14 protein-coding genes are annotated in these 16183 nt (G+C 43.6%); 10 read left to right on the forward strand and 4 right to left on the reverse strand.

All coding sequences use genetic code 11. From position 1 onward, the window contains the following. Positions 1–45: 45 nt before the first annotated feature. The 4 genes from SPB21_RS35705 (at position 46) to avs2 (ending at position 6969) form a co-directional block, all read left to right on the forward strand. Positions 46–603 carry a DUF8820 family protein gene (locus tag SPB21_RS35705; RefSeq protein ID WP_499061338.1) on the forward strand — a complete coding sequence of 186 codons (558 nt, stop codon included), beginning with the start codon at positions 46–48 and terminating at the stop codon, positions 601–603. Between the two features lie 46 nt (positions 604–649). Beyond that, positions 650–1966: a DUF6745 domain-containing protein gene (locus tag SPB21_RS35710; protein ID WP_499869803.1), complete on the forward strand. Its 1317-nt coding sequence runs from the start codon at positions 650–652 to the stop codon at positions 1964–1966. A 26-nt stretch (positions 1967–1992) separates the two neighbouring features. Next, on the forward strand, positions 1993–2193 hold the full coding sequence (locus SPB21_RS35715; protein WP_499869804.1) for a hypothetical protein: 201 nt from the start codon (positions 1993–1995) through the stop codon (positions 2191–2193). Positions 2194–2367: 174 nt separating this feature from the next. Then, entirely contained in the window at positions 2368–6969 is a 4602-nt protein-coding gene (avs2, locus tag SPB21_RS35720) for an AVAST type 2 anti-phage system protein Avs2 (RefSeq protein ID WP_499869805.1), read from the forward strand. Between the two features lie 268 nt (positions 6970–7237). Here avs2 and SPB21_RS35725 read toward each other — a convergent pair whose 3' ends face one another. Then, positions 7238–7474, reverse strand: a complete 237-nt coding sequence (locus tag SPB21_RS35725; protein ID WP_499869807.1) for a hypothetical protein — start codon at positions 7472–7474, stop codon at positions 7238–7240. A 127-nt stretch (positions 7475–7601) separates the two neighbouring features. Between SPB21_RS35725 and SPB21_RS35730 the strand changes: the two genes are divergently transcribed. After that, the gene (locus SPB21_RS35730) at positions 7602–8165 is read left to right on the forward strand and encodes a Uma2 family endonuclease (RefSeq protein WP_163671181.1); all 564 of its coding nucleotides are present in this window, start codon (positions 7602–7604) and stop codon (positions 8163–8165) included. A 144-nt stretch (positions 8166–8309) separates the two neighbouring features. On the opposite strand, the gene SPB21_RS35735 is transcribed toward SPB21_RS35730, so the two are convergent. Beyond that, positions 8310–8657 carry an MGMT family protein gene (locus tag SPB21_RS35735; protein ID WP_163671180.1) on the reverse strand — a complete coding sequence of 116 codons (348 nt, stop codon included), beginning with the start codon at positions 8655–8657 and terminating at the stop codon, positions 8310–8312. Positions 8658–8660: 3 nt separating this feature from the next. Then, on the reverse strand, positions 8661–10856 hold the full coding sequence (gene glgX / locus SPB21_RS35740; RefSeq protein WP_499869808.1) for a glycogen debranching protein GlgX: 2196 nt from the start codon (positions 10854–10856) through the stop codon (positions 8661–8663). A gap of 758 nt (positions 10857–11614) precedes the next feature. Between glgX and pip the strand changes: the two genes are divergently transcribed. Then, positions 11615–12562, forward strand: coding sequence for a prolyl aminopeptidase (pip, locus tag SPB21_RS35745; protein WP_163671178.1), 948 nt, complete (start codon positions 11615–11617; stop codon positions 12560–12562). A gap of 18 nt (positions 12563–12580) precedes the next feature. On the opposite strand, the gene SPB21_RS35750 is transcribed toward pip, so the two are convergent. Then, positions 12581–13036 carry a hypothetical protein gene (locus SPB21_RS35750; protein WP_163671177.1) on the reverse strand — a complete coding sequence of 152 codons (456 nt, stop codon included), beginning with the start codon at positions 13034–13036 and terminating at the stop codon, positions 12581–12583. 439 nt (positions 13037–13475) lie between these two features. Between SPB21_RS35750 and SPB21_RS35755 the strand changes: the two genes are divergently transcribed. The 4 genes from SPB21_RS35755 to SPB21_RS35770 form a co-directional block, all read left to right on the forward strand. Beyond that, positions 13476–14606 (forward strand): tetratricopeptide repeat protein, encoded by a 1131-nt coding sequence (locus SPB21_RS35755; protein WP_499869809.1) that lies wholly within the window; start codon positions 13476–13478, stop codon positions 14604–14606. A 432-nt stretch (positions 14607–15038) separates the two neighbouring features. After that, entirely contained in the window at positions 15039–15311 is a 273-nt protein-coding gene (locus SPB21_RS35760; RefSeq protein ID WP_163671175.1) for a hypothetical protein, read from the forward strand. A 103-nt stretch (positions 15312–15414) separates the two neighbouring features. Next, positions 15415–15933 (forward strand): HNH endonuclease, encoded by a 519-nt coding sequence (locus SPB21_RS35765; RefSeq protein ID WP_163671174.1) that lies wholly within the window; start codon positions 15415–15417, stop codon positions 15931–15933. 55 nt (positions 15934–15988) lie between these two features. Beyond that, positions 15989–16183, forward strand: a 195-nt coding sequence (locus tag SPB21_RS35770; RefSeq protein ID WP_499869811.1) for an alr0857 family protein, incomplete at its 3' end; no start/stop codon positions are given.

Consider the following 16183-nt stretch of genomic DNA (forward strand, 5'->3'; position numbering starts at 1 on the left):
GTATAGAGTTGATAACAATCAAATTTTGACTCAAGGAATAGGTTTATGAGACCAATACGCCAGGGAGATGTCATTCTATTGCCAACCTCACATGTTCTTGGTGATGAACTGCCCCATCTTACCTTGCTAGAAGGCATGTCTACGGGGCATTCACATCGCATCAGTAAAGGCATTGCTACTTTATTTTCCCACCAGGGGGAACTTTATCTCAAGGTCCGCTCTAAGGTGGCGATTTTGTCCCATGATGAACATCGGCCCTTAAAAGTTCACTACGGTAATTGGAAGATATATGTTCAAAGGGAGTATGTCCCACGCAAAAATGGTGCCTTTTCATCCCAACTCAACCAAGAGTTTATTACTGAAGAAAATGCCGATCAAGAATTTCTAAAGAAAATTGTTGATAGTGTGAGAGCTAGCTCTAAGCAGCAATTGATGGCTGATGTGCTGGGATATAGAGACAAGCAATATAGCACTAGAGATGTTAATACATCTTCAGCAGTTACACCCTCTTCCCAAACGACATCCAAACGTCAACGTAAAACTACCTCAAAGAAAGCTGGAAAGCGAAAATCTTTAAGTAATTGGAAGTATGTGGTCGATTAATCCCTGTTCTGAATGTAGATAAAACGCACATTTTAGAGGGCAGCAGATGTTTTGGAAACAACCGACTCACCTAACATCAGAACAACTTAAGAAGGCATCACAGATAGAGAAAAAATGGGAATCCCATATCTTTCCCGAAAAAGCGATTGATCCAAAACATGCAACTGAGGCGATTACGACAGCCTATGCAGCTGTGGGCCTACCGTTACCTCAAGTTGTTTTTTGTGAGAGTCCTTATGCTGCCCTGGGACATATCCTTGAAAACCTGGTTGGAGACTTGGAGCAACAGCTGATTGAAAGAGTTGAAATATATCTCAATCAATGTGGCCCCGATCTAAATAGCCAACTTGCCCAGTTTTTGGTGCATAACTTAGGCATTTCATTAAGAAAACAGAGCAGTGAGACCTTAGGCAAACCACAAAGCGATCTCCTGAAAAAACTGCGGCAACCACTGATTGATCGGCCAGAACGCCGTTTGTCTGTGGACAAATTATCTTTAATCAAACAGAGGCTTTCTAATCCGCCCTTAAAACATTCTTTGACTGACTTAGTAGAAAAACAAATTGGGCGGCTTCATATGCAAATGGTGGCTTGCTTGGTGCGTAAACTACGCCATCGTATCAATGATAAGTCGGTATTTTCTCAGCTGAAACGGTTAGAGATCTTGTTACAACATCAACAATTTAGCCGCTTTGTGCATCGTTTGGGTAAGCAACTCAGCCAATATATTGCTTACGATCAGTGTATTTATCCAGAGCTATGGGCGGTTCAGGCAGTTTGGTTGGACTTTTGTATCAATATACTAAATTGTAAATACGAGTCTGAGAAATGGTCTGCTTTTCACGGTTTAACCACCCGTTGTGGTTGGGTTTTACCTTATGAAAAAGTTTGCTTTGTTTGTAGTCGTCCTATTAAGCTCTCCTTTGATGTAAATGAGCGTCTTCATGGGGAAGGAGAGTTTTCTGTTTTATATGAAGATGGGTATGGTCTTTACTTTCACCATGGGGTCGCTCTGCCTAAAAAATATGGACAGGTTAAACCTGAAAACTGGGTTGCAGAATGGGTATTGAATGAAAACAATGCTGAACTACGGCGAATTTTAATTCAGGGTATTGGGTACGAGCGTATTTGTAAGGAACTAAATGCTTCGGAGGTGGATTCCTGGCAAGAGTATACCCTACTTAAATTAAACGAGTTGGTTGATGATATTGATGGTCAATCTATTTCTTTATTGAAGATGATTTGCCCCAGTACTAACTTTATTCATGCTATTCGTGTGCCTCCTAACTTACAGTCGGCAAGGGAAGCGATTCGGTGGGTGAATTGGGGAATTTATCCTGAACAGTTTGCACAACAGTCTTAATAATCCGGTAAAGCGCAGGTATGTGGATGATCCAGGCCACTGATGTTATGCGAGTCATCGGAATTATTTGGGAGAACCAGTGTGGTTACCGATTGCTCCCCTCTAGGTCCCAGGCTCTGCCTGGACCGATTTCCAGAGGCTTTGCCTCTAGTATTCGTGGCGGAGCCACCAGTCGAGCTGCCCAAAGCGACCGAAATCCCACTCTTGACGGGTTTGCTCTGGCATAGCCTCAAGTTCAGTTGACGGATGCTTTTATTGTATAGCGCTGTCGATTTCTAACTGCCACATCTGAACTCTAGACTTTGTCTGATGAGTCAATCTCTATGTCCTTGCTGTAACTATCGATTAAAGACTCTGTTATAAGAGTATAAATGAACTAACATCGATTGGTTTCAGCAGCCATGGCAAGTAATATCAACTGGCAAAATTTGCGCTCTTGGAGTGGTTCACAGCAAACGGGTTTTGAAGAACTATGCTGCCAACTTGCAGCTTATGAAGCTATGCCTAAAGGGTCCTTATTTACTCGGAAGGGCGCACCAGATGCAGGAGTTGAATGTTTTTGGACCCTACCAGATGATAGCGAGTGGGGGTTGCAAGCTAAATTTTTCTTTTCCATGGGTGAGAGTCAATGGAAGCAGCTTGACGAATCTGTAAAGACTGCACTAGAGAAACACCCTAATCTTTCGTCTTACACAATTTGTATTCCCCTAGATCGGCAAGATCCTCGAATAGACAAACAACAATGGTTTATGGATAAGTGGGGTGACCATTGTAAGAACTGGCAAAATTTAGCACGTCAAGTAGGGAGAACAATCACTTTCACATACTGGGGAGAACATGAAATCTTTGAACGTCTAACCCGTGAAGAACATCGTGGACGCTATTTATTTTGGTTTAGCAATGAGCTATTCAGCCAAAAGTGGTTTGAGGCTCGTGTCAATGAATCTATAGAAAATGCTAAGCCACGTTATACACCTGAAATTAACGTTGAGCTGCCAATCACCAAACTTTTTGATGGATTAGGTAGAACGACTAACTTTTATAAGAGAATTGATACGCTTCACGCCAAAATAAAGAAAAGTTTTTCAACATCAATCACGCGTAAAGACAATAAACATCCACTCAAACCAGCATCAAATAAATTATCTTATGCATTTGAAAAATTATGCCAAAGCTTAAGCAAAATCAATCCACAAAAAGCATCTAATATCAACCTTCGAGAAATTTCAGAATCTGCCATTGAGACTATTCAGTCTATACGGGAATACATATCTAATATTGAAAATCTGAAAAAAGAAAAAGATGATAACCCTAATGGAAATAAAAACTCTAAGAATTACTCAAATTCTGATTACCCAAAATACTATTTAAATAAATTAGAAAGTCAGCTTTACGAACTGAGGAATTTTGTAGAAAGTGATGAAGCCAAAGTATCCAATACATCTTCCTTACTAATACTAGGTGACGCAGGTAATGGCAAAACACATTTATTATGTGATATTGCAAGCAATAGAGTAAAAAAAGGTTTGCCAACAGTACTTTTATTAGGTGAACAGTTTAATAATGATGAACCTTGGAAACAAATTATTGGACTATTAGGTTTAGATTGTTCAAGAGAAGAGTTTTTAGGTGCCCTTGAAACCTCAGCTCAAGCTAAGAAATCCAGAGCATTGCTTATAATTGATGCCCTGAATGAATGTGAAAATAAAAAAATATTTTACAAGCATTTTTCAGGAATTTTAGCCACACTTTCAAATTTTCCAAACATTGGAATTGCTGTTAGTGTTCGTTCGCCATACGAGCATGTTGTTATCCCCAAACACCTCACACCTGAAAAACTGATACGAGTTGAGCATACGGGTTTTGCTCAAAATGAATACCAAGCAACTCGAACTTTCTTTGAATACTATGGAATTAGGCGTCCTAGTGTACCACTATTGAATCCGGAGTTTCAGAATCCACTTTTTCTAAAGCTATTCTGCATCGGTCTCAAAAATCGTGGGATGTTGGAAATTCCACCAGGTTTCGATGGACTAACATCTGTCTTTGATTTCCTTATCGATTCGATTAATGAAAAATTATCAGAGGAAGAAAATTTAAATTTCCGCATTGAATCTCAACTAGTTCACAAAAGTTTAGAGAAGTTAGCTGAGCTAATGGCTAGTTCACATAAACCTTGGTTACCACATAACCAAGCAGAGATAACTGTTAATCAGCTCCTTCCACGCGAAGGGTATCACAATACCTTATTTAAACATCTATTGAATGAAGGTCTTTTGGCTGAGGATAGACTTTGGCAAAGCAACAACGAGAAGATAGATGTCATTCGATTCTCCTATGAAAGGCTTTCAGATCACCTAATAATAAAATATCTGCTTGACTGGCATCTTGATTGCCAAAATCCTTGTAAAGCATTTGAGGAAGGTCAAGTGTTAGGTGAGATAGTCAAGAATATTTCATCCTGTTGGAAAAATCGGGGTTTGATTGATGCTCTATCGATCCAAATACCAGAGCGGGTGCAGAAAGAGTTAGCACAAGTTGCACCAATCTGTGCTGATTTTGAACCTATCAGAAATGGTTTTGTACAGAGTCTGATATGGCGTGAACCAACTGCTATAAATGAATACACTCGGCAATATATAAATAATTATATTGTTCACTATGAAGATTCTCAGTATTTATTTTTAGATACATTATTAGTTTTAGCTTCAAAACCACAGCACCCTTACAATGCTGAATTCCTGCACAAACATCTAATGAAGCTTGATATGTCGGATCGAGATGTTTTATGGTCTATTTTTCTACATAAACAATATGGAAGCTATGGTGCAGTAGATAGATTAGTTGAGTGGGCAGCCTCGGAAGAAGATAAACAGCACATTGATAATCAAGGTATTTATCTTGTTGCGATTGCAATTACATGGTTTCTCACAACATCTAACCGTTTCTTACGTGATCGCTCTACCCAAGCACTAGTTAATCTGCTCACACCTAGAATCCATATTTTAAGGAAGGTGATAGCTCAATTTATTGGGGTAAATGATTTATATGTTTTAGAAAGATGTTTTGCTGTAGCTTACGGATGTGCAATGCGAAGCATTGATATTCAAGCCGTCACGGAACTTGCTTATGATACTTATGAATTTATCTTTAAATCTGGCAACCCTATACCACATATCTTACTAAGAGATTATGCCCGTGGAGTCATTGAAGTTGCACTTAATCTTAATTCCAATATAAAGCCAGATTTGAATCTAGTTAGGCCACCTTATAGCGTTAACTGGCTTACTTATCTCCCATCTAAAAAAGATATTCAAAACCGAATTAATAATATTGAAGGGACTCCTCAAGAAATCAATGAAAATAATATCTCTTACTATAGATGTAAAAGTCCCTCGTTATCAAGTATTGTGGATTCACTTCTTGATAACGAAGGACTTCAAGGTGATTTTGCAAGATATATAATTGGTACAAATTCAAACTATTTCCAATGGCATTCAACTCTGCTCAAAGAAGCTGAAAAACCAGATTACGAAGAAATATATGAGGATTTTATTACTTCCTTAACTGCGAGACAAACTAAGAAGTGGGTTGCTTTTAAGACAGTCAGAGATAATATTCAGTATTATTACGGGTTAAATATTGAGAAAAGGCTAGAGCTTTTTGAAGAAGAGTTTAGTGATGAAGATCTTACCCAAGCTCTTACTGATATTCAAGCAAGCCTATGTAAATCAATGGGTAAGAAGAAGAATAAAATATTTAAAAACTATATTCTTCCTTATTTAGAAAATCCTTCGAAATATAGTGGAGGCAACTATTACAATGACCTATTTGATTTAGGTTTAGCTCAAAGATGGATATTCCATAGAGTGCTTGAGCTAGGTTGGTCTGCAGATAAATTCGCTCATTTCGACTCTCGTGTTAATTATCCAGGCAGTCAGCGAAGTGCCCACAAAGCAGAAAGAATAGGAAAGAAATACCAGTGGATTGCTTATCATGAATTTTTAGCATACGTCTCAGATAACTTTAAATTTAGAAAAGATAAATCGATTATTAGTGATAGGCGAGGATATCAAGGGCCGTGGCAAGGATGGATTCGTGATATTGATCCATCTTGCTTGTTATTAAAACCTAAAGTAGGCGATTCAGATGAGGAAAGTCCTTCTTGGTGGTTTCCCATTCCTTACAATTCATGGGATAAGCACCCCAATGAAATGGATTGGCTCCAAGATTTAGATGATAAACCTAACATTGAACCAATAATTGATATTATTTATCCGCAAAATAGGAGCCATTGGTTAACTTTAGAGACTCATATTTCTTGGAATGACCCGCTGCTATCTGATAGGAACAATATACCTAAACGCCAGATCTGGTATCAGCTGAGAAGCTATCTGGTACATAAACAAGATATTGACCATATCTATTCATGGGCAATTCAACAAAACTTTTGGGGACGCTGGATGCCAGAATCACATGAAAGTAGCCAAATGTTTCTAGGTGAATTCTTTTGGTCTCCAGCCTTTGAATATCATAATGTTCCTTATTTTGGCTATGATGGTTGGACTTGTGGTCAGGGGGATAAAATTCCTAAAAAAGTTTTAGTTACAGCCGATCAATATTTTCGAGAAACTTCTACCCATGACTGTTCTGTCGAAGAATCTTACAGAATTTATCTTCCATCTAAGTCAATAGTTGATCTCATGGGCCTAAAATGGAACGGGATTGCAGGTCATTTTTTTAATAAGGCAGGTTCTTTAATAGCTTTTGATCCTTCTGTACAAGAATCAGGACCAAGTTCATGTCTTGTTCATCGAGAAAAGTTTTTAGAATTTCTGAAGGCAAATGACTACGATATTTTTTGGACATTGCTTGGTGAAAAAAATATTTTGAATAGTAATTCTGAACAGGGGCGATTAGAAATGAGTGGCGCATTTCGGATCCAAGATGGAGATATTAAAGGAAAAATCAATTATAAAACTAAGATTTATTGTGATGATTAATAGGTTTGCAGGTAATTTGCTGAGCGATAACCTGAGTCGTCAGTCTCAGAATGATGCTTGCCACTGAAGCCTATCTACAATAACTCACCCGTTGGCAACAGCAGGGACGGATAATCTTAGAGCAGTTTGATGCCGACTCGATTTCGTCTATCAGGCCTATCAACCCGCTATCGGCGATTTCGCAGCCCAAAACAGCTACTTTGATGGTTCGTTTTACTTCCCTCTAGCTCCCAGGCTCTGCCTGGACCGATTTCGATAGGCTCTGCCTCTATATTCGTGATAGAGCCACCAGGATGGTGATTTCTGCTGTAAGGACACTCCATAACCATTTAGCTCCCATGCCCCCATCGGGAACATCTGGGTCAGCTATCCGCTTAACGTCCTCCACCTCGTCTAGTGCCCGTAGCTCCTGAAATAATGTTTGGGTCAATACCTCTTGCTGTTCCTCGGGCATATCGCTATCAGCATCACGCCAGTCAATCACCAGCAAAATCGTATCAGTCATGGGGGGAGATATCATTGCCACCGCTGTATTCTAGCCAAACTAAAGGTATCTACTCAGATTTGTAGCATTGCCTTAATAGAGCAGCTATCCCCTCGCTATACTAGACCCAAACCAAGTTGCAATTTCTATGGTTACCAACCCCATACGATGGACAGTTCGAGACCTCGACGTCATGCCCGACGACGGTGGTTGGAAACGTTATGAAATCATCAATGGAGAACTACTTGTGACCCGCGCTCCCCATATTCGTCATCAAAGCGCAGCGGGTAAAATACAGGTCCGATTAGAAGTCTGGTCAGAAGAAACTGGTTTGGGTAGCGCTTTCCAAACACCAGGTGTAATCTTTTCCCCTAACGATGCAGTCATTCCAGATGTGGTGTGGATCAGCAAAGAACGTTTAGTCAATGGTATTGACGAAGCTGGTCATCTAGTGATCACTCCAGAGCTGATGGTAGAAATTTTGTCCCCTGGCGAACGCAATGAACAACGTGACAAAGAGTTTAAACTGAAGCTTTACTCACTGTATGGAGTGCAAGAATACTGGATTGTAAACTGGCAACTCCAGACGATGGAAGTTTATCGCCGCAGTGATGCCCAGCTGGAGTTAGTTGGGACTTTATTGTCGAAAGATAGTTTGCAATCGCCGATTTTGCCTGGTTTTTTGATGCCCATGGAAAGAGTTTTTGTGTGATGTCGGAGATGTAGTGCCGCTGACTTCGGCTTTGCTCAGCCAGCTAGGTTCATTACGACTGAGTAAAACCGAATTGAAAGAACTAAAAGTTGCTCAAGAGAAGTGAGCGAAGTCGAGAGGGTTGAGCGAAGTCGAACCCCAACTCTAATCCTCGCCAAAATCAATCGCCTCAATCATCTCTGGCGGCGGCTGCCAGCGATACTTGCTAAGGTTGATCTTGTTGCCCTCAAACTCAATCCCTTCTTCCTCCAGTAATATCCGCTGTAGGTCGTCTGAGCCATCGCGAAAGGCAGATGTGGAAATCTCTCCCTTTGCATTGATGACCCGCTGCCATGGGATTTCATCTTCAGGCGCTACCTTATAAAGTGCATAGCCGACTACCCGAGGTTTGCCCATAAGTCCTGCTAGCTCGGCTACCTGACCGTAGGTGGCGACTTTGCCTGCGGGAATTTGGCGCACCACTGCATAGATGAGATCGTAACTATTAGCCATACGTTACCCTCGCTTTGGTAACGTGCATGTAGCCCCATCAGCACCGGAAGTTGTATCAAAACAGTGGGGACAGGCTAGTAAAACCAGGGATCGAGCAGCAACCGGGACGTTCTGGGTATGATCATATATGGGGCCATCATCTACAAATCCGGTGGGATTTTTGGTGTCTAGGATAACCCGCCATTCTTTGCGATCGACTGATGGTGGTAGGGAGAACTCTTGAAACTCAGGATAGGCATTGAAAAAGACAAGAAAACTATCATCAATAATGCGCTGACCTTGTTTATCGGTGGTGAGAATTTCTTCTCCATTGAGAAAGATGCTGATGGCTTTGGAGCTACCATCGTGCCAGTCTTCCTCACTGATAATGCTGCCGTCAGGATTGAACCAACCGATATCAATGACGCCGGAGCCATGGATCTCGCGACCCAGGAACCATTGACGACGACAGAAGATAGGGTGCTGTTTTCGAAATGCAATCAGGCGTTGGGTAAAGTTTAGTAGCTCTTTGTTTTGGTGACGTAGATTCCAGTCAAACCAGGCGATCTCATTATCCTGGCAGTAGGTGTTGTTGTTGCCACGCTGGGTACGGCCCATCTCGTCACCCCCCAATATCATGGGTACTCCCTGGGAGAGAAAGAGCGTTGTTAGAAGATTCCGCTGCTGTTGCGATCGCAACGCCAAAATTTCCTCATTTTGAGTCTCACCTTCAACACCACAGTTCCAGGACCGGTTATAGCTCTCACCATCCCGATTACCTTCACCGTTAGACTCATTATGTTTTTCGTTGTAGCTCACCAGGTCTCGCAGGGTGAAGCCATCGTGGGCGGTAATAAAGTTGACGCTAGCATGGGGGAGTTTCCCATTCGCTTGATAGAGATCAGAACTGCCCGTAAACCGAAACGCAAACTCTCCCAGGCGACAATGATTGTCTCGCCAGAAGTCTCGCATGGTATCACGATATTTGCCATTCCACTCAGACCAGAGTAATGGGAAATTACCGACCTGGTAACCGCCCTCACCCAGGTCCCAGGGTTCTGCAATCAGCTTTGTGGTGGACAACACTGGATCCTGGTGGATGATGTCAAAAAAGGCCGCGAGGCTATCGACTTCATACAGTTCGCGCGCCAGGGCTGACGCTAAGTCAAACCGAAAGCCATCTACGTGCATTTCCTGCACCCAGTAGCGCAAACTGTCCATGATCAGTTTGAGTACCTGGGGATGGCGGACATTGAGAGAGTTACCGCAGCCGGTAAAGTCCATATAGTGGCGAGGACTGCGCTCAACTAATCGATAGTAAGCTTCATTGTCGATACCCCGCAGAGACAGCGTTGGGCCAAAGTGATTGCCCTCGCCCGTGTGGTTATAGACCACATCTAAAATCACTTCAATGCCTGCCTGATGGAGGGCTTTGACCATTGCCTTAAACTCATTGACCTGGTCACCCGCATCCCCACCGGCACTATAGCTTGCAAAGGGAGCAAAGTAGTTAATGGAATCATAGCCCCAGTAGTTGTGGAGCCCCACAGTGACAAGGTGACTAGGGTGGGCATTGTAGTGATGGATTGGTAGGAGCTCTACCGCAGTAACCCCTAATGTTTTCAGGTGCTCAATGGCGGCAGGGTGACCTAACCCTGCATAGGTACCCTGTAGGTCTGGTGGAATGTTTGGATGCTGACGCGTAAACCCTTTGACATGCACTTCGTAGATAACTGTTTCATGCCAGGGTGTCTCAGGATGGCGATCATCCCCCCAATCAAAACTTTGATCCACCACGATACCCTTGGGCACGCATTGCACATCATCCAGCGTGGATTTCTCTAAGTCGCGATCGCTATTGGCAAAGTGCTCCATCGGATAACCAAAAATAGCGGGGCTAAATTGCATATCGCCGCTAATGGCCAGAGCATAGGGATCAAGCAGTAATTTATCAGCATTAAACCGTTTACCCTGTTTAGGTTTATAGGGACCATATACCCGATACCCGTAGCGCTGACCGGGGCCGACGTCTGGTAAATATCCATGCCATACGTGGTTTGTTACCTCTGGTAACGTTAGCCGACGCTCATTTCCATTAGCATCAAAGAGGCACAGCTCGATTGCTGAGGCATTTTCTGAGAAAACTGCAAAATTTGTTCCCTGACCGTCCCAGGTAGCTCCCAAGGGATGAGAACGACCGGGCCATAGTATTGCCGACATGGTGGATCACGCCAAAACTGTCTTATATAGTAAGCCCCCTGCGTTTTTCACCGCTACCTTAAACGCATAAGTCTTGACTTGAGAACATGATTCTGGCCCGATTATGTGGGGATGGCGGAGTAATTTTGCACGTAAGGAATGAAGGCGTAAGTGCCTATAGACCGCTTTGATGAGCTTTCCAGGAGAGACTCATTCATCAATTCCTAAAAATCTTCTCTTAAATGAATGCCCATGCCTTATTAAACTTTGAGCAATAAATTTTCTGGGTAAGCTATCTACAGGATGTGGCTAAATGATCAGGGGTGCCTGCGATTGAGTTGACGCCCAAATTGGTTAAGTTACTGGCTTATCTGGTTCTGATTGATTTGATTATGTCATTGAAATTGCTAAGCTTAGACTCATTTCAGGTGTAGACCGACACCTGGCACTACTCTGTAAATCCTGGATACAATGGGGAAACCACCAGGATTTTTTGTTCTTTTGTGACAAAAATCACATGGTACTTAAGGATTGATCACTCAATTTTTTTGGGAAATCGGGCCACAATATGTGAATTGATCTATACAAGAGTCGTGAAAATCGCTAAGTCAATGCCCAAAACTTGCACTAAACCGCTGAAACAACAGCCGTTTCAAACCTATCGTGATCCAAAAACTGGGCGTTGGTATGTGGTGCGGAAGCCGGTTTCTGTGAAATAAACGGAATCGGGGGCAATTTGGGTGCGACAATGACGGGGCAAATCGTTGCTAAGCCCCTCTATGCGTCAACCCTATCCTCCTATCGAGCCTTACCGCACCGGTCAGTTATCTGTCTCTTCAATCCATACCCTTTATTTTGAAGAAGTCGGAAATCCTCAGGGGAAACCGGTCGTGTTTTTGCACGGTGGACCAGGCGGCGGCACGGTTCCTATCTATCGACAGTTTTTTGACCCTGAACGTTGGCGCATAGTTCTGTTTGATCAGCGGGGCTGTGGTCAGAGTACACCCCACGCTGAGCTTACGGAGAATACCACCTGGGATTTAGTGGATGATATTGAAAGATTGCGATCGCATCTCGCCATCGATCAATGGACGGTCTTTGGTGGCAGTTGGGGCAGCACCCTGGCGTTGGCCTATGCTCAGCGCTATCCGCAGCAATGTGCAGGGCTAATTTTGCGGGGTATTTTTATGCTGCGCCCCCAGGAAATCCGATGGTTTTACCAGGAGGGAGCAAGTTATATTTTCCCTGATGCCTGGGAGCACTACCTTGCGCCCATTCCTGGAGAGGAGCGCCATGATCTGGTGGCAGCCTACTACAAACGTTTAACCAGCCCTAATCCTGACATTCGACAGCAGGCTGCCCGTGCCTGGGCTATTTGGGAAGCAAGTACCAGTTATTTAATTCAGAACCCCCAAGTTATTGAACGGTTTGGCAATGATGAATTTGCCGATGCCTTTGCCCGCATTGAGTGCCACTACTTTATCAATGGGGGCTTTTTCAACCCACCTGATCAGCTGCTGCAAAACGTCGCTAAAATTCGCCATATTCCAGCGGTGCTCGTACAAGGCCGTTATGACGTCGTTTGTCCCATGACGTCTGCTTGGGAGTTGCATCGTGCTTGGCCCGAAGCTGAATTAATCATTGTCCCGAATGCAGGCCATTCGGCTACAGAACCAGGCATTTTGAGTGCTTTGGTGGAGGCAACTGATAAATTTGTGCGGATGTAGAGATGTCTACACAACTGCTCATCCAAACAAGACTACAGCTACAGAAACCATTGTTATTACTAGGGCCAGACTAACAATGCGCTTGAATGCCATAGCCCGTCGATAGTGATTCAGGGTTGGTAATGGGTCATCTAAATAGCCGAAACGTTGATGAGTAGCCTCGCAGTGGTGAATCGTTTGATTGGCCCAAGGATCGACACTGTATAAGCAGGGTTTAAGCAAAGAGTCGAGTTCTCGATCTACCCACCCAGCCGCTTCTAGAAGCTGCCGGGCTCGGAAAAGGGTAGTTGGCGTAACAGTTGTAGCTTTAATTACATCGCTATTAACTATTGGATGATTTTTACTGCCTAACTGGTAAAAAGCAGCGCTAGGCAGAGGAAAAACTAAAATTCCGTTGATTTCCTCAGGAAACCATCCTTTACTTAATAAAAACTCTGCGACATCCAATTCTGTTTTCAGCGAGAGAACGGTCATTGACCATGGTGTGTAAGTGTTCTCACTGACGCTAACATAGGCTTATTTTGGGCTTCCATGCCTGTTCATTCGAATTACATAGGTTTCATCGAAGTGTCTGTAAAAACTGACGAGGCTTCATCGCCATTTCATAGCAATGGATTTCTGGAACTTCCCTCTACGCCAATTGTCGTAGGACTTTAGGTGCAATGGCATAGGTGAATTTTTCCCAGAAAATAATTTCGACATTGGAAAGTTTTTTAGGAAACAAGCAAAATTGGTGTGAAGGATTGGGTAATCGCCATGAATCGAACTGCTTAATTTTGTAACGGTAAGTACTGAATCAATTCTTTATTGACTATTCAAGCTTCCGTTATCACTCTGACTTTATTTCCTCTGAAGGATGGTTAGGCTACGGATAGCTTGGGATTAATAACGGCAGGGATAAGTTTAATTAATTATGGATAAGCAAAGTTGGTACGCACGGCAGCGAGCACGTTTAGCCTATCGACGTGGGTGTACGCTAGCACGACAGGACAATCATCAGAGTGCGATCGCAACCCTATCCAAAGCATTAAGTCATCATCCTGATGTGGCTGCGGTTTATATTACACGTGGCTTAAGTTATCGCGCGTTAGACCAGTTGGATAACGCCCAACAGGACTTTATTGCTGCAATTGAGTGTGCTGAGAATCCCGCAGTTGCTTATTTTGAATATGGTCAGCTTGCCTATGCTCAAGGCAATATGGCCAATGCTCTGAGCAATTGGCAACAGGCAATTGCGGTGAATCCTAACTATGCCCGAGCCCACTATCAGGTGGGCGTCATTCAAAGTCAGGTAGAGGACTTTGATGCGGCGCTTGTCAGTTTTAACCGAGCTTTAGAACTCAACCCTAATGCAGCAGAGGCATATCTAAGGCGTGGCAACGTACGCCAACAGCTGGGCGATATGGAGGGTGCGATCTCTGATTGGCAACTGGCGGTCCTGAATGATCCATCCTTAACTGAATTGGTCCCACCCCCTGCAAAACCAGATGGTTTAGCCCCGATTAGAGATTTACTGCAGGATGCCTTACAGCCTGTCGAGGTTGATGTAAAACAACGGGGTAAAAACCTAGAAATCTTCCTCAAGCGACAGGTGGGTGAAGGTATTAGCTATTTTTCGCTACCCAATCAGATTCGTGACCTGTTGTTGCCCCTGGAACTCTCAGAAATCACTGAGTTTACCCTAATTGGCTATGTCGGTAAGGTCCGTGGACCTGAGTGGGAAAAATCATATGATCTCTATAAGAATCAGCCCTGCCCCCCCAGTCACTGGTCAACAGCTTTAGCTGCCCTCATTACGTTTCCACCCCTTGGAGTAACGGCGTTACTCTATGCCTGGCAAGTTAGACAATTCTACCGTCAGGGACAATATCCCGATGCTCGTCGAGCTTCTAAAGCCGTGAGACAGCTATCGTTGGTTGGGACTGGTGCGATGTGTTTGCTGGCGTCACTGCCCCTAGGGTATACAGCGATCAAGGCCATTCAAAACGAGCCTGCTCCACCTGTGAGAACAGCCCGAGCAATTGACTATGACGTTATTCAATAATAGATAACCCTCAATACTGTTCAATATCAGGGCCTGACTAAACGACCTACAGCTGATGAAGCTCAAATGATTAGCGAGGCATGGCGACCCTGGCGGGCTGTAGCTGCGAGGCTGCTATGGCATTTTTACTTGGGTGAACGCAAGCAATCGTATCCTGAATATTATCCAAAACTAATTTTGAGATACATCCGGAATCAACAATTGTTAAGGTGTTGCTGACTATAGCTCTCCCAGAGAATGTAGCTCTAACAAGCATTTATGGTTTTAATGGTGGCTTTTTTCGTTAAAACCATAAATTTACTCAAAGAGGGTAGACATTCTTGTATTACATATGTAGTATAAGAAGTAAGACAGAAAGGCAGTCAGGTCGAATTGCTTTGGTCAAGTGCACTAGAGGCACTTTTTAATTGTCACACCAGAGGTTTAGATACCATGAAAAACTCTATGGAAACCATAGTCGTGAAAAGATATTTACAATTATTTGGCCATGTATCCATGGCGCTGGTGGTGCGGTGTCTAGAATCTAGTAACGTTCCCACGATTATGGGTGGCACTATGGCCAAAGCGATTTCTGGCGCTGGTTTAGATCGTTTTGCATTTAGCGAAATAGGCCATAGCTTGATTGGCGATGATCTCAATCGACCAGAACTAACAAGATATAGACGAAGCGGGGGATGCAGGCGCTTAGCCATGTTACCTACCTAACTCCAAAACCAGTCAGGTTTTTGGCCCCCGCTTCCCGAACCCGGAAGCGGGGGTCATTGTTTGTGGACTTTTTTACGAATTTCAGAGCTGTAAGGGCTTAACCATGACATTACGACCATATAAGTACGTATTGCCTACGTATCGACCCATCGTACTTTTTTCCAGAAACTACTTACCCATGGTGCGAATTAACCTAAAGCGAGCAACAGTTCTTTTAGTAACAGGTCGGGCAGAACCTGTAGACCTACTGGGGAAAACCTGGCAGATGCGATCGCCCAGCCTGACCCTTGAGATTCCTGAGCACCTTCGTCTGCGGGCTGGGGATAGCGAGCACATTTGGAAAACACCACCGGTTAACCGTCGCGAAGTTCTGCGGCGTGATGGCCATAGTTGCCAATATTGCGGTAGTAAGCGACAGCTCACGCTGGACCATGTGGTACCGAGATCGCAAGGTGGTGCTCACACGTGGGATAACGTGGTTACCGCGTGCGCCCCCTGCAATTCTCGCAAGGGTGCCCGTACCCCTGAGCTTGCCAATATGCCGCTCAAACAACGGCCTAAAGCGCCTATGCATCCAGTAGTTGCTTTTGCAGAGCAATTCTGGAAAGAACAAAAAAATTAACCCTGTGCCGCCGTCGGCATGTGACTGACCCAACCATCTATGGAGATTGTCAGCCGTGTTGAAGCTGAACTATACCGATTACGGCTTATTTCTTGAACAAGTAACTGCATCGTTGGATGCGGTTGCTACCCAACGAGTTATGTTAGCAGTTCATGTTGGTGAACCCTTACATCTAGAACCCAGTCGAGCTTCCTTTTTACTGCCTGTTAAATTGCCTGGTATTAATCAGCTTGAGTATCTACTACGGCAA

The sequence above is a fragment of the Leptothoe sp. ISB3NOV94-8A genome (assembly GCF_043421595.1).
GTDB lineage: Bacteria > Cyanobacteriota > Cyanobacteriia > Phormidesmidales > Phormidesmidaceae > Leptothoe > Leptothoe turfae.

Coding starts and splice junctions, on each gene's coding strand:
- SPB21_RS35755 (WP_499869809.1), top strand. CDS start 13,476: ATGGATAAGCAAAGTTGGTACGCACGGCAGCGAGCACGTTTAGCCTAT.
- SPB21_RS35760 (WP_163671175.1), top strand. CDS start 15,039: ATGAAAAACTCTATGGAAACCATAGTCGTGAAAAGATATTTACAATTA.
- SPB21_RS35750 (WP_163671177.1), bottom strand. CDS start 13,036: ATGACCGTTCTCTCGCTGAAAACAGAATTGGATGTCGCAGAGTTTTTA.
- SPB21_RS35765 (WP_163671174.1), top strand. CDS start 15,415: ATGACATTACGACCATATAAGTACGTATTGCCTACGTATCGACCCATC.
- SPB21_RS35725 (WP_499869807.1), bottom strand. CDS start 7,474: ATGACTGATACGATTTTGCTGGTGATTGACTGGCGTGATGCTGATAGC.
- SPB21_RS35715 (WP_499869804.1), top strand. CDS start 1,993: ATGATCCAGGCCACTGATGTTATGCGAGTCATCGGAATTATTTGGGAG.
- SPB21_RS35705 (WP_499061338.1), top strand. CDS start 46: ATGAGACCAATACGCCAGGGAGATGTCATTCTATTGCCAACCTCACAT.
- avs2 (WP_499869805.1), top strand. CDS start 2,368: ATGGCAAGTAATATCAACTGGCAAAATTTGCGCTCTTGGAGTGGTTCA.
- SPB21_RS35710 (WP_499869803.1), top strand. CDS start 650: ATGTTTTGGAAACAACCGACTCACCTAACATCAGAACAACTTAAGAAG.
- pip (WP_163671178.1), top strand. CDS start 11,615: ATGCGTCAACCCTATCCTCCTATCGAGCCTTACCGCACCGGTCAGTTA.
- SPB21_RS35730 (WP_163671181.1), top strand. CDS start 7,602: ATGGTTACCAACCCCATACGATGGACAGTTCGAGACCTCGACGTCATG.
- SPB21_RS35735 (WP_163671180.1), bottom strand. CDS start 8,657: ATGGCTAATAGTTACGATCTCATCTATGCAGTGGTGCGCCAAATTCCC.
- glgX (WP_499869808.1), bottom strand. CDS start 10,856: ATGTCGGCAATACTATGGCCCGGTCGTTCTCATCCCTTGGGAGCTACC.